We start from the raw sequence: 14,525 nt of genomic DNA on the forward strand, positions 1-14,525 counted from the left end.
ACACGCCTCTCCGTACATGAGTGACCTAACTACTGGCTGAAGTAAAGTAGTAAGTTCTATAAAAGCAGATTCTGGAACAGGTAAATCACCACAACCTTTTATCACCACAGGTCGATTTTTCAACTCCTCCAAGTTAATTTCTGAAAGTGCTTCTTTGAAAAGGGAATACTCAAGCACATCAAGCCCTCCATAAACTACCTTGTTAGCGTATGGCTGAAGTCTTGTCGTTAATAGCATGTAGGCCCAAGTAGGTACGATTGCGTCTTCAGAACAAAACAACGCGATATTTTTCCCTTTATATAAAGACCAATCATGATCTTTAACAAAGGCTCTAAAATCCTTCTCTTTTAAAATTAATCCTTGAAAGAGATGTTGAGCTATATCATACCTCACTCTCTCTCCTTTATGATAGTAATCCTCAAGATCAATGGTGACGATTGAACTATTAGCTACGCGATTAACAATTTCTTTTTCTTCCATTATAAAACTCTTTTTGGTTTGGTTGCCACAAAGTCTTTTAAGTAGAATGGCTCGAAATAAGCCACATCTTCAAAATCACCTTTGAGAAATGCCTGATTTGCTAACAACCCTACGCTCCAGGCGGAAGGTGTTATGTTCTCTATAAAAATGGCATTCGACACATTAGTTTTTAAGTCCTTGAACTTTCCAGCACCATTTCCGAAGAACAACACTTGATTGTGCATCAACGTTTCATAAAAAGAGTTTTCTTCTAGAATTTTAGCGGAAGTCTTCTTCAACTCATTGAGTTCTCCATCATACAAAGCCGTGTACACCTCCATTCTTCTGGCGTCAATCATTGGGCAAAGCAATGCTCCACTGTGATTTTGACGATTCACTTCATTGGCCATTGCCAATAATGTATTGACAGCTATAAGTGGTTTATCTAAAGCGTAACAAAGTCCCTTAGCAGTTGAGACACCAATTCGTAACCCTGTATATGAACCAGGGCCTTTCGAAACGGCTATTGCATCCAACTCCGACATTTCCATTCCGACTTGTTTCATTATTTGCTCAATAACCACTGTTAGTAGAGTGGAGTGAGATTTTTCAAGAAACAGTTTCTGACTCGCCAAAGTGTTTCCATCAGTAGTTAATGCTACTGAACATACGGTTGTAGACGTTTCTATGCTTAAAATTTTCGGCACGGATTCTTAGATAAAGTGATTATAAAGTGTTTTTCAGGAGAGAAGTTGAATCAACTTATCAATAATTACTACTCCTAAAAACGACACAAAGATATAACTGATGGTTCGATTGGAAAGCTTTCTGGCAATTCTTACTCCATATGGAGAACCGATGACCACACCAAAGGACAGAACAAGCACCAAAGGCCAAACCACATAACCTATATTTTGTCCTTCAATATTTACTGTTGGTTGTGCCATTAAATTTGAGATCGTCATTACCATAGAAGTAATAAATATTACACCAAGCGAAATAGACTTGGCTTTTCTCATGCTTTGCTTCAAGCGTAAGTTAAGAATTGGGATAATTACAACTCCTCCACCAAGCCCCGACAAGGCAGATATACTTCCTGCCAAAGCCCCGGTTACTCCAAGTTGGCCGTTTGTTGACTTCTTTTCCTTATTCTCGCTATCAGAAGTACGATTACTCTTTAGCGTTCGGAACACGATAAAAGACATGAGTAGAATAATAACCACATTGAATTTATCGCGCTGATACCAATCCGTTTGAACAATGAACTGTAAAACCAAAAGTGAGATGACTGTACCGAAGAACCCGACTATCAAAACTTCCTTCCAAAAGAATTCCTTCTTTATGATAAGCGCTACGTTTCCAGATAACGCAGCAAACATGGTTCCGACTAAAGAGTTAGCGATGGTAAACTGAACAATTTCGTAATCCGGATATCCCATATTTCCCAAGACATACGGTAACACAAGAATATACATCACTCCTCCGCCTACCCCGATAAGGCCAGCTAAAAAGCCACCTAGTAACCCCATTAAAAACAGGAGTATAAATTCAAACATTCAGTGGGAATATATATGAGGTGATTTATTTAAGCCTAGTTTCCTGCCAAGATGCTTTCGTACAAGCTATGGTCTGAAAGCAACTCAAGTGCCTTACTAAGATCGAGGTCATTTTCAAAAGAAGCGAGAAGACGCCCTTCTTCTAAATATGTTCTCATGACAAATTCCTCTTTTAGCAATTGTTTGATTTCTGCTTTTGCCAACTCGATGTCATTGGATCTACTGTGAGCCAGTTTAGCCTCTAAAGCCGAAAGCTCAGTACTGATGTTTTTCAGTCCTCCTGTTTCTTCAGCTACTTCCTTAAGCTTTCTAAGTTGAATTTCTAAAGGGCTAGAATAATCGAATTCTTGACTAACTGCCCAGTTTTTAAAATCATTAAATATCTGATCTGTGATTTCAAAATCTTTAATACTGGTTATGGAGTCAAGCTTTACCGCGTAGGCATTTCCAAATTTGAGTAACAAATTTTCTGAAAGAATACCTTTGGTAACCGGAGCGTAGCCCTTTCTATCTACTAAAATATCAGGATCAACCCCTCCGCCATCATACACGGATCTCCCATTTCTTGTACGGAAGAGGGTTTTTAAGGAATCTGCCACCTTACCCACGCTTCCATCTTCATTTCGATGTGTGTAGTCTAGCGCCTGTATACATCTACCGCTAGGGGTGTAGTATTTTGCAATTGTAACTTTCATTTGGGAATTGTATGAAAGCGGTAATGTTTGTTGAACCAAACCTTTTCCATAAGATTTTTGACCAATCACCACCCCTCTGTCATAATCTTGCATTACTCCTGCAACAATTTCAGCTGCCGAAGCACTCATGCTTGAAGTTAAAACCACCAAAGGAATTTCTTCATCCGTTGAGGTATTTAGTGTTTTATAGGTTGCGTTAGTTTCCTCGAGTTTGCCTTTTGTGGTGACTACCAATTCTCCTTTCGGAATGAATATATTAGAAATGTTCACCGCTTCGCTTAATAGACCGCCAGGATTACCTCGCAAGTCCAAGATGATTTTAGTAGCCCCTTGCTTCTTCAGTTCCCTTAAAGCAGCTTTAACTTCTTTCGATGCATCAGGAGTAAAGCCTGTTTGTTTAATAAGCCCAACATCGGCACTGACCATTCCAAAATAAGGAACATTTGGTAAGTCTATTTTTTCCAAACCAACTGTGAAACTGAGTTTACCCACATTTTCGCGGAGCACTTCAATAGCTACCTTTTTTGAAGCCTGTCCTTTAATGTATTCACTAGCCCGATCGAATTTTCCCTTTACATCCAGACCATCGATAGATATGATTTCATCACCACGTTTTAAGCCTGCCTTATCGGCAGAAAAGCCTTTATCTGGCATTACAATCATCACTTTCCCATCTAAAAAAGCTACCTGCGCCCCTATACCGCCATATTCACCTGTGTTTTCGGTGCGCACATCCTCAATCTCATCTTCAGAATAATAATTAGTATAGGGATCAAGTTTGGACAGCATACCATCAATTCCATTTCTCATAAAAGTATTGGGATTGATGTCATCTACATATTTAGCATTCACCTCCTTAAACATGGTGGCGAAAATGTCGAGGTTTTTAAGGATCTCGAAATATTTATCATTCTGTGGGGCGGTAAATGACCACAGACCGAAAGCCATCATTGCTGAAAGTGCCAGATATCTTTTCTTAAACTTGACCTTTGCCATACACTGTTTGTTGATTTGCATTACAACGGGGGAATGCAACTCTTGTTTTTTCTAATTACTTATTCGGCTGAATGCCTCAATATATGGCTTAGCGACTAGAAAGCATAAAAAAACCTAAGCGAATGGCTAAGGTTTTATATGTGTATTTAAAATCTTGATCGATTAGGCGTGAAGTGCTTTGCTTGCTTTATCTACACCATTTTTTGTTTTCTCCGCAGCAGTTTCAAGAGAAGCGTTATACTTTCCTTTTGCTGTTTCTAAAGTTTCAGCGTACTTCTCTTTTGCTTTATCTACTTGTTCAGATATTGCTTCATTGGCAGACGAAGCTAGCTCCTTAGTTCCTTTTGCAATCTTCTTGCGTGTTTTCTTTCCGCTATCTGGCGCCATCAAAACGCCTGTAATTAGTCCTGCTGCTGCACCTGCTACTACTCCCGTTATTATTTTTGCTGTATTATTCATGTTCTAAAAATTTAAGTTAAGTATAATTGATTTTCACTTACCTATATAGAGAATAACATACCAATACTTAAAAAGCTCATTCAAACCGATGAAACACCGATTTTAAACCAAAAATGAAAATTAAGTGTGTATATACCTCTACACCACTGGGGAGTTTATCGCACTAAATGTGGATTTTAACGAGTTGAGTAATCAATTTCTTCATTCTGAAATCGATCATTTTGGAGTCGTGGATTTCCTTACCCGTATATACCAGCCCTATCAATAAAGAAGGCATTGGCTGATCTTCGGTCTGAAAAAGAAGATGTTTATTTAAACGATAAGCCTCTTTCACCCTGCGTTTAATCAGATTTCTATCAACAGCATTTTTGAATCTTCGTTTAGCTACGGAAACCAAAAATTGGTTGACAGATTTTTCGGGAGAATAAGGCAAGTACATTACCTTAAAAGGGTACAAATAAAAAGAGGAGCCTTTTTCAAAAAGCTCCTGAATTAGTTTTTTGCTATGCAATCTTTCCTCTTTCGGGAAGTTGTATGTCAATTTGGTAGTTTCTATGACTTAGAGGTTCTAAATGAACAAAACCTCAACCTAGGAAAAGATTACCTCTTGCCCTTTTTCTCGTCAGAAACAGTCAGCTTATGTCTGCCTTTAGCTCTTCTACTTGCTAAAACGCGTCTACCATTAGCCGATTCCATTCTTGCTCTGAAGCCGTGCTTGTTCTTTCTTTTTCTCTGCGAAGGTTGGAATGTTCTTTTCATTATATTTTAAATTCTTTTGATCTGTTCCAAAAAGGAATGCAAAGATAGGTAGCTTTTTTTGATTTGCCAACGTCAGTTTTAAATTGTTTGACATTAATGCTAATTCGATTCACAGGGGGCAAAAGTAGCGATTCCATTGTTATTCATACCAATGTAGTAAAGTAAATCTAGGTTCAAATTGATATTATATTTAGGTGCTTTATCTTTCGGACATGCAATATTCAATCTCGTATACCAACCCTAATCGGCATATCATTGACATCACACTCCGTCTGAGTGACGTTAATAGCGAAGAGCTGAATCTATTCCTACCCTCATGGCGACCGGGGCGCTATACGATTCAAAACTTCGCGAAGCATATTCTTAACCTGAAAGCTTATGACGAAAATGGTATTGAGTTAAGCTGCGAGAAAGTAACAAAAGACCAGTGGTGTGTTACAGCAGATTCCTCAAAAACAGTTGAAGTGAAATACAGCTATTATGCATTTCAAATGGATGCGGGTAATTCATGGCTTGATGATGAGCAACTTTACCTGAACTTTATCAATTGCTTGATTTATGCTGAAGGCCGATTGAATGACAAATGTGAAGTAGAGATTCACGTACCTGCAGATTACCAATTCGCTACGGGCTTGGCGCAAACAGGGCTTCATAAATTTGAGACTGACAGTTTCTACCATTTAGTGGACAGCCCACTGGTAGCAGCCAAAAAGGTCAGAAAAATTGAATACAAGGTTTCTACGACTACATTCTATTTATGGATTATTGGCGAATTGCCAAGAACAGATGTTAAAGTGATTCGGGACTTCCGCAAGTTCACCGAACTTCAAATTGAAGTTATGGGCGAATTCCCTTCACCAGACTACCATTTCATTTATCAATGTTTGCCCTACAAACATTACCACGGAGTTGAGCACTGGAACTCTACCGTAATTACGATTGGCCCTGCCGAAGAATTAAAAGAACGACCTCTTTATAAAGAGTTTCTAGGCGTAAGCAGCCATGAACTTTTCCACACTTGGAATGTGATCAGGCTTCGACCTAAAGAAATGACGCCTTACGATTTTCAGCATGAAAATTACCATGAAACTGGTTTTGTCACTGAAGGTGTGACTACATATTATGGTGACTTATTTTTAAAACGAAGTGGCGTTTTTAGTCTCGAAGAATACCTTGGAGAACTGAACAAACTACTGGAGCGGCATTACCTCAACGAAGGTAGAAAGAACATGTCCGTAGCAAGTTCATCGTTCGACTTATGGCTAGACGGTTATGAGAAAGGCGTACCCGGAAGAAAAGTATCTATATATAATGAAGGTGCTTTATTGGCTTTGATTCTCGATTTGAAGATTCGATTGCGTTCTGGACACCAAAGGAGTTTGGATGATGTAATGCGCTTGATGTGGCAAAAATTTGGGAAGAACCAGGCCGGATATACTTACCAAGATTACCAAAATGTATGTGAGGAAGTTTACGGAGACTCTCTTCAGTATTACTTTGAGAATTACGTTTCTGGCACCTCCCCTCTTGAAAAGGAATTGAAAGTATTGTTTCCTCAGTTTGGGTTGAGCTTCCATGTAAAACCTTCTGAAAAGCTTGAGAAAATCTATGGATTGAAGCTAGCAGAACAAGAAGGTCGGTATTTCATTGATGCCATTGCGGCAAATTCTCCGGCAGAGCAGGTACTGAGTTTGAAAGATGAAGTTTTGAATTACAATTCCGATTTATTCAAAAGCAAAAGTCATATAGAAATTGAGGTCAATCGCTTTGGAAGAAAACTGAAGGTAGAACTTAGCCCCAATGGCGGAAATTATTTCTCGATTTATCAAGTAGAAGAAATCCAAGGGAATAACGAACTAACGCGATGGCTGGGGGAATAAGCACAACAAACCGTTGGTAAAGGATTGATTGTTATGCATCTAGGATGATTCTACCTTTCATTCTTATGAAAAAAGCTTACTCAATATTATTCTTTGGTTTATTCCTTGTTGCGCTTGGGGCCTGCTCCAAAACGGAGACAGCCTCTAAACCTGAAACCGCATACTCTGGTGGAAAGCTCTTTATTATTGGTGGTGGCTCTCGGCCTGCCTCACTAATTAATAGCATGATTGATGAATCTGGGATTCGCGAAGGAGGTTATGCTTTGGTTTTACCCATGGCCACCACATTGCCCGACCGTGCTATTGAATCAGGGAAAAAGCAATTTACGGACAATGGAATTTCGGCCGTAGGCGCCATAAACTTTATTGAAGGCGAAACACCTACCGAAGCACAATTAGATTCAGTTCGGAACGCAAAACTAATTTACATTCCTGGTGGAAGTCAAAACCGTTTTATGGGTGTAGTAGCTGGTACGGAAATAGAAAAAGCCATTTGGGAAAGCTTTAACAAGGGAAGCATGATTGCTGGCACTAGTGCTGGGGCAGCCGTGATGAGCGAAAAAATGATTACGGGCACGCAACTTTTGCGCCCTGACGATAGCGGATTCAAAGTAATAGAACAGGGAAATACGGATTTGGCTGATGGGCTCGGCTTTATTAAAAATGCCATCATAGATCAGCACTTTGTTGTACGCAGTCGCTTTAATCGTTTACTCAGCCTGACTATGGAAAACCCGAATCTTAAATGTATTGGCATTGATGAATCCACAGCCATTGTGGTTTCGGGAAACAAGGTTAAAGTGGTCGGTCTTTCTCAAGTATTGGTTTTTGATGCAAAAGGAAAAGCTGCTCAGTTGCAAGGCTCTAAGTTGGGTTCAAAGGATATCAATTTGAGTATCTATTTAGACGGAGACGAGTTTAGCCTGAACTAGTTTTCTTAAGCTCAAACTCTCTTTTTAGCAACTTTGTAAAGCAGACCAAAAATCTATTGCTAGTTTTGGGCATGAGTGCCGACTATTACAAAACCATTTCGAAAACTTCAGAAGCGCTTTATAAAGAAAAAGGCAGCAAGTTCTTGGCATTTGCTTTTCCCGTTCGGAACGAAGAAGAAGTGAAGGAAAACTTAGAAGCCCTCCGCAAACAGTATTACGATGCACGCCACCATTGCTATGCCTATATATATGGTGTAAATGGAGAACACTACCGTGCCAATGACGATGGAGAGCCTAACCATTCCGCTGGAGACCCCATTCTTGGACAAATAAAATCGAAGGAGCTTACCAATACCTTGGTGGTAGTCGTACGCTACTTTGGCGGCACCAAATTAGGGGTTGGTGGATTGATCAGTGCTTATAAAATTGCTACTGCCGAAGCGCTCGATCTAAATGAGATCATCGAGAAACCTATCACTCAAAGTTTCACTCTTGATTTTCCCTATGAAGAAATGAACGAGGTGCAACGCTTGGTAAAAGAGCTGGATTTAGAAATCACCAATCAGACCTTTGAAATTACTTGTAGTATGAAAGTGGACGTACTCTTAAGTAAAATCGAAATTTTCGAAAGCAAGGTCAAACTTCTTCAAGATTTGAGTCATGACATTAAATTAACCTCAAACGGTTAAAATCTTATCTGCCAATACCGCTTACAGCTTTTCGCTAAGCACAATAAAGTCAATCACTTATATTAAGTTTTAAGTTCGTTTTAAGCCTATTTTTTCAAGCCGCTTAACCCAGAACACGACAACCTTAGACTTTAAAATTTAGCGAATGGCATCCTTCTTCAATCGATTACGCTCAGTAAATAAATTACCAAAAGGTTCAAATTTATCTCAAACCCAACTTTTTATTAAAGGCGCATTCTACGGGTTGCTCCTACTTTCACTATCATTCATGGTTATTGGTGGACTATTTTTCAGAAATGGGATTTCGCCTTACCTGCAAATCCCAATCTATATCATTGCTGGAATTTTAGGATTCTACCTTTTTCGATGGGTGGGTTCCGCTTTACACTTAGTCGTGAAAGGTATTCCTACAATTGCCGTTTCTCTGATCATAGCCACACTACTTACTTTTCACTTAGCCGATTACATGCGTTTTAGCTGGCCTGGAGCCTTGGTGCAAAATTCATTGATCATTGCCATATTCGTCATGGTGCTTTTGGCGGGTTCATTAATGAACCTCGTTCGAGGCAACCGTAACAAAGGTCTTTATAGCCTATTCGTCATTATTGCGCTGGCGATCATTGCTTATCCTGTCTACTTATTGATGGACGAAGGGTCGAACCCGCACCCTATAGACTTTGAGCAAACCAAAGGACCCCTACTTTCAGAAATGGGAATTAACAACCCGGGAGAAAAAGGTACTTATCATTTCGACTACTTCACTTACGGAAACGGAACCGATGAGCGCAGGCCAGAATATGCGGAAGAAGTAAAATACAAAACAGAAACGGTTGATGCTTCGCTCATTATTCCAGAGTGGACAGGCAAAAAAGCGAAATGGAGAGAGCGTTATTGGGGTTTTGGCATGAAGGAATTCCCCATCAATGGCCGCACATGGATGCCGAAAAAGGAAGGTAAGCTGCCTCTGGTTTTAATCGTTCATGGAAACCATGGAATGGAACATTACTCAGACCCTGGTTATGCTTATTTGGGTGAATTATTGGCCAGCAAAGGATTTATCACAGTTTCTGTAGATGAGAATTTCATCAACGGTACCTGGTCGGGTGATTTTGGAGGAAAAGAAATGCCAGCCAGGGCATGGTTGCTTTTGAAACACCTCAGCCAATGGAGAGATTGGAACAATGACGAGACTTCTGATTTTTTCGAAAAAATCGACATGGACAACATCGTACTCATGGGTCATTCACGCGGTGGAGAAGCAGTTTCGATTGCTGCTGCTTACAACAAACTGAGTCACTTCCCAGATAACGCTTTGGTTGAATTCGATTTCAATTTTGGCATTCAAGGCATTGTTGCCATTGCCCCAACAGACGCCCGTTATTTCAGAAGATTGGATTTAGAAAACATCAACTTCCTTTCAATTCAAGGGGCTTATGACGCAGATGAAGCTAGTTTCTTTGGGCTTCGTCAGTACCAACGCATTAGCTATTCGGATTCTGTTCATCGTATAAAAGTGGGTTTATATGCCAATCAGGCCAACCACGGCCAGTTCAATTCCATTTGGGGAAGACATGACTTCGGTGGCACATCAGGCTGGTTTATGAATACTGCACCGCTCATTACGGGTGAAGAGCAGCGCCAAATTGCCAAAACTTATATTGGTGCATTCACAGAATATGTTTTCAATCAAAAAACTGAATACGCGCCTCTATTTAATAATAGCGCTACCGCGAGAGACTGGCTGCCCGAAGTGGTTTACGTTAACAATTTTCAGGCTTCGGAAAATCAAATCCTAGTAGACTATGAAGAAGACATTGTTGTTACTACTACCAAGAATGATATAGCTACTATTTCGGCTCAAAACTTAGACGTTTGGTACGAGCAAGATTTAAAAATGCGAGACAATGGTTTGCAAGGCACCAACGCAGCCATTATTGGTTGGAACAATGACTCTTCTATGGTTGAAAAGAGTTATACGCTGAGTTTCAACGAACCTGTGTTACTTGACTCTACTTCCACTTTGCTATTCTCATTTGCACGAGCGGACGATAGTAAGATCAAAATGGAAGACAATGATGAACTGAATTTCACCATTGAGCTTTTCAGCCAAAATGGAGATGTGGCTTCTACTACACTTTCGGAACATAAAAAAATAGCTCCGAAGATTAAGGTCAAATACATGAAGTTTAAGGCAATGAACGGCAGCTTTGGTAATAATTGGGAATTGGCCATGGAGACTTTCGAAATTCCATTCTCCGAATTCTCCAACCTTGGTAATTTTGAATGGAGCAGCTTAAGGCTGGTTTTCGATCAATCATCTAAAGGCGTAATAGCGGTAGATAATATTGGGTACAGAGATTAATGAAATAATGAGTTAGGGCAAGAATGAATTAATGGGTTAAGGAATTAATGAATCAAGGGATTAATGAGTTAAGGGGTTAGGCGATAAATGAACTAATGAAGAAGCAGATTCGGTTTTACACCTTCACCCACTCCTTCATTCCTTTTCTCATTCCAACATTAATTCATTGTTTCCTTCTTTCATTAATTCAACCTCTCATTGTTTCATTAATTTAGTCGCTTCTTAATGATTTTACTGGGTTTGCCAAAGCTGCTCTTCTAGCTTGATTGATGACTACTGCCAAAGCAAACAACAAGGCCACTACTCCGGTCAATACAAAAATCCACCAATCAATTGAAGTTCGAATTGGATAGCGCTGCAAATAACTATCGAGCAAAAAATAAGCAACAGGAGCCGCTACAGCAAAAGCAATAAGCACAAGCTTGGCAAAGTCGATGGACATCAATCCAACTAAATTACCCACAGAAGCACCTAAAACCTTTCTGATTCCAATTTCTTTAATGCGCTGTTCGGCAGTGTAGGAAGCCAAGCCGAAAAGGCCAAGGCCTGTGATGAAAATTGTGAGACCCGCAAAAAGCATCGAAAGCTCTCTTGTGAGGTTGATTTCCGTATACTTTCTTTCAAAATCTACATCTACAAAACGTGATTCAAAGGGGTAGGCAGGGTTGTGCTTTTCAAAAATCTCTTGCACCGTATTCATCGTTCCTGATAAATCATTGGTGGTACTTAACCGAACAGTTATGGCGCTAATCCATTCAGGATCCATCACCATAAATAAGGGCCTAACCTCATCATAAGGCGAACCCATTAATACATTGTCAATTACCCCAATCAAGGTTCTTTTTCCACCCCATAAATCTAATTGTGTTCCAATAGGGTCTTCAAGTTCCATCAAATCAAGCGCTGCTTTATTAACGATAATGGCGCTAGAATCTGAAGCAAATTCTTTTGAGAAATCTCTTCCATAAAGCATTTCGGCACCAATGGTTTTTGCATAATCATATTCCGTGGCAATGGTTACAAAAATCACCCTTTGACTTTCTGGTTTCCCTGGCCAACCTAAAAAGTTGTTAGAGTTAATACTGGTTACATCACTATTTGAACGTGTCATGGACTCCACAACCCCAGAGGCCAACAAATCATTTTTCAGCACATCATAATTTTCTGCTAGGGCATCGGTATAAGGCACGGTAATTAGCCCCTCTTGATTGTAGCCTAAATCTCTATTCTTTGCCAAGTCAATCTGCTTTACAATTACAATGGTACTAATCACCAAAATTACCGCAAAGCCAAACTGAAGCATCACCAAAACCTTTCGTGGTGTATTGGCATTCTTTCCAATATTCACCTTCCCTTTTAAGGTTTTAACAGGGTTGAAAGAAGATAAATACAGCGAAGGATAACTTCCTGAAATCACACCGGTAAGAAATATTATGGCCAATGCAAAAAGCCAAAACTCTGAAGAAGTATAATCGATTGAGAGTTTCAGGTCGACCAAATTATTATAAGCTGGCAGGGCCAATTGCACTAAGAAAAGCGCCAACACGAAGGAGATCAATGAAATAACAAGCGACTCTCCATAAAACTGAAAAATCAGTTGTGATCGGGTGGAACCCAAGCTTTTCCGCACCCCAACTTCTTTTGCTCTTCTTTCGGAACGAGCAGTAGCCAAATTCATAAAATTAATGCAGGCGATAATGATGATGAATAAAGCAATCACCGTAAACAAAGTCACGTATTCGTGCATTCCACCCGATTCCTTACCATTCTCGAAACTCGTGTGTAGCCTCCAACGCAACATTGGGTGAAGAAAGAACGCACGAGGCATGTCGTCTTGTCCATTTTCGGTGAGAATGTCTTTAATACTGGCCTCCACCTTATCTTCAGAAGCAGCGTCCGTCAATTCCACATATACCTGAAAAGAGTAGTTTCCCCAGTTGGTTGTATTATTCCTTACCCATTCTTCTATGGTTTCTCTGTGTTTCCATGGAATAATGTAATCGAATTGAAAGGAAGAGTTTTGAGGTACATCTTTAAACACCCCAGTTACTTTTAATGTGCTGGCATCGTCCAATCGAACTAATTCACCGATTGGGTCTGCACCTTTAAATAGCAGGTCCGACAGCTTTTCTGAAATTACTATAGAAGCAGGTTCATCCAAAACCTCAGTGCGATCACCCATTACCATTGGGAATTCGAACATTTCTAGAAATTCATTACTAGCGAAATAGCCACGCTGCATTAATCGGGTTTCGCCTACAGTTAAAAGCCTATTGCCGCCCCAGCCCGTAACTGCCGAATTAACAATATTAGCGTCCGCATTTTTCATGGCCTCATAGGTAGGCAATGGCACCGAATTCCAACTATTGATGGTTCCGTTGAAATCGGCATTGACCCAAACCTGATAAAGGCGATCTGCTTTAGGAATAAATTTATTGAACGAGGTTTGGTTTTTCACCCAAAGTAGAATGAGAATGCTACAGGCAATACCAATTGAAAGACCAGAAATATTAATAAATGAGTAGAGGCTATTCCTACGCAAATTGCGCAGGGTAACCAAAATAAAGTTTTTGAGCATTTTGACCGTTGTTTTGAGGTAATGTTTGTTTAAAGACTTAAAAAGTAAGTGAGCGTTACACTTGGCCTCTAACTTTTTTGAAAATCGCCTAACCAGAGCGATTAAAATAAGGATTGAACCAACAATCCGAACAATCAGATTGTTGGTTCAAACAGTTTGATATTAGTCTCTCACTGCAGCTCTACCTGAGCCTGAGCTAATTTTAACTAATATGTTTTTGTTTCCTACTTTGGCTTCTTTCACATAGCGTCTTCCTTTTTCTGAAGTTCTATCGAAGCTAAAAGGTGCTTGAATGCTGTTTTTAGAAGAAGCCTCCATAATAAATTCACCTGCAATTTGACTACCATTGAAATCTAGTGACGCATTTCCTGAGCCTGTACCCAGGGTTAAATCATAATCTAAAGCCGATGAAAGTTCTACCTCTACATTACCAGAACCTGTGCTAAAGCGAGAAGCACCTTTGATTGCAGCACCTTCTACAATCACATTACCGCTACCCGAACTCACTTTAAATACCCCCGAAACATCTCTCAATCGAACATTTCCAGAACCAGTATTCATGTCAGAATTACCTTCAGACCTGTCAACTCTAATGTTTCCTGAACCTGTATTTCCATTGTGGGTGCCTTTGATATTTGAAAATTCGAGATTCCCAGAACCAGTATTTGAAGAAACTGTACCCTCCAAATCTCTGATGTTTATATTGCCTGAACCAGACTTGGCGGTTACGTTAATGTTCACGCCTGAAACTTCAATGTTTCCAGAGCCTGTTTTGAAATTCAAGTCAATTCCGTTGGGAACTTCCAAAGTCCATCTGGCGTAACCTCTGTTCCAACGGCTTCTTTCAAATTTCTCTTCCACTCTTAAAGTAGATCCGTTTTGCTCGAAAATGGGCTTATAAATATCTTCATCGAAAGTGTATTCCACAGTAACGGTAACTTCGTTGTTGTTGCTTCTTTTTATGGTTCCATTTCCTGAAGCGGTAGAAAGGTTCACATTTTCAATTCCTGAAAAAGTTTTAGTGATTCTTTCTTGGCCATAAGCCGCTGTAGTAAATACTAAAGCTAAAAAAGCTAAGATTGTGATTTTAAGTGTTTTCATCATGTATGTTGTTTGAGTTTTCCGAAAGACTACCTACTTATATGTGGGGTTGCACGAGA

Annotated in this window: 13 protein-coding genes; 4 read left to right on the forward strand and 9 right to left on the reverse strand. The window is 39.8% G+C overall.

Features of this window, described 5'->3' with window-relative positions; translation table 11 throughout:
- The 7 genes from MB14_RS00005 to rpmH form a co-directional block, all read right to left on the reverse strand.
- Positions 1 to 480, reverse strand: a 480-nt coding sequence (locus MB14_RS00005; RefSeq protein WP_062587399.1) for a DUF2480 family protein, incomplete at its 3' end; no start/stop codon positions are given.
- On the reverse strand, positions 480 to 1,166 hold the full coding sequence (gene tsaB, locus MB14_RS00010; protein ID WP_062587401.1) for a tRNA (adenosine(37)-N6)-threonylcarbamoyltransferase complex dimerization subunit type 1 TsaB: 687 nt from the start codon (positions 1,164 to 1,166) through the stop codon (positions 480 to 482). The genes MB14_RS00005 and tsaB, both read right to left, overlap by 1 nt.
- 33 nt (positions 1,167 to 1,199) lie before the next feature.
- Complete coding sequence (locus tag MB14_RS00015) at positions 1,200 to 1,988, reverse strand: sulfite exporter TauE/SafE family protein (protein WP_062587403.1); 789 nt, start codon at positions 1,986 to 1,988, stop codon at positions 1,200 to 1,202.
- 62 nt (positions 1,989 to 2,050) lie between these two features.
- Positions 2,051 to 3,706: a S41 family peptidase gene (locus tag MB14_RS00020; RefSeq protein ID WP_062588130.1), complete on the reverse strand. Its 1,656-nt coding sequence runs from the start codon at positions 3,704 to 3,706 to the stop codon at positions 2,051 to 2,053.
- Positions 3,707 to 3,868: 162 nt separating this feature from the next.
- Positions 3,869 to 4,165, reverse strand: a complete 297-nt coding sequence (locus tag MB14_RS00025; protein ID WP_053222728.1) for a YtxH domain-containing protein — start codon at positions 4,163 to 4,165, stop codon at positions 3,869 to 3,871.
- A gap of 163 nt (positions 4,166 to 4,328) precedes the next feature.
- Positions 4,329 to 4,706, reverse strand: coding sequence for a ribonuclease P protein component (gene rnpA, locus MB14_RS00030; RefSeq protein ID WP_062587405.1), 378 nt, complete (start codon positions 4,704 to 4,706; stop codon positions 4,329 to 4,331).
- A gap of 59 nt (positions 4,707 to 4,765) precedes the next feature.
- Positions 4,766 to 4,924, reverse strand: a complete 159-nt coding sequence (gene rpmH / locus MB14_RS18680; RefSeq protein WP_062299350.1) for a 50S ribosomal protein L34 — start codon at positions 4,922 to 4,924, stop codon at positions 4,766 to 4,768.
- A 212-nt stretch (positions 4,925 to 5,136) separates the two neighbouring features.
- Between rpmH and MB14_RS00035 the strand changes: the two genes are divergently transcribed.
- The 4 genes from MB14_RS00035 (at position 5,137) to MB14_RS00050 (ending at position 10,787) form a co-directional block, all read left to right on the forward strand.
- Entirely contained in the window at positions 5,137 to 6,804 is a 1,668-nt protein-coding gene (locus MB14_RS00035) for a M61 family metallopeptidase (protein WP_062587406.1), read from the forward strand.
- 65 nt (positions 6,805 to 6,869) lie between these two features.
- A complete protein-coding gene (locus MB14_RS00040; RefSeq protein WP_157716522.1) occupies positions 6,870 to 7,736 on the forward strand; it encodes a cyanophycinase in 867 nt (288 codons plus the stop codon).
- Between the two features lie 71 nt (positions 7,737 to 7,807).
- Positions 7,808 to 8,425 carry an IMPACT family protein gene (locus MB14_RS00045; protein WP_062587410.1) on the forward strand — a complete coding sequence of 206 codons (618 nt, stop codon included), beginning with the start codon at positions 7,808 to 7,810 and terminating at the stop codon, positions 8,423 to 8,425.
- Positions 8,426 to 8,570: 145 nt separating this feature from the next.
- A complete protein-coding gene (locus MB14_RS00050) occupies positions 8,571 to 10,787 on the forward strand; it encodes a hypothetical protein (protein ID WP_062587412.1) in 2,217 nt (738 codons plus the stop codon).
- Between the two features lie 211 nt (positions 10,788 to 10,998).
- On the opposite strand, the gene MB14_RS00055 is transcribed toward MB14_RS00050, so the two are convergent.
- The gene (locus MB14_RS00055; RefSeq protein ID WP_062587414.1) at positions 10,999 to 13,365 is read right to left on the reverse strand and encodes an ABC transporter permease; all 2,367 of its coding nucleotides are present in this window, start codon (positions 13,363 to 13,365) and stop codon (positions 10,999 to 11,001) included.
- A gap of 162 nt (positions 13,366 to 13,527) precedes the next feature.
- Complete coding sequence (locus MB14_RS00060; RefSeq protein WP_062587416.1) at positions 13,528 to 14,469, reverse strand: DUF4097 family beta strand repeat-containing protein; 942 nt, start codon at positions 14,467 to 14,469, stop codon at positions 13,528 to 13,530.
- Between the last annotated feature and the right edge of the window lie 56 nt (positions 14,470 to 14,525).

This window comes from Roseivirga ehrenbergii (assembly GCF_001593005.1).
Lineage (GTDB): Bacteria > Bacteroidota > Bacteroidia > Cytophagales > Cyclobacteriaceae > Roseivirga > Roseivirga ehrenbergii.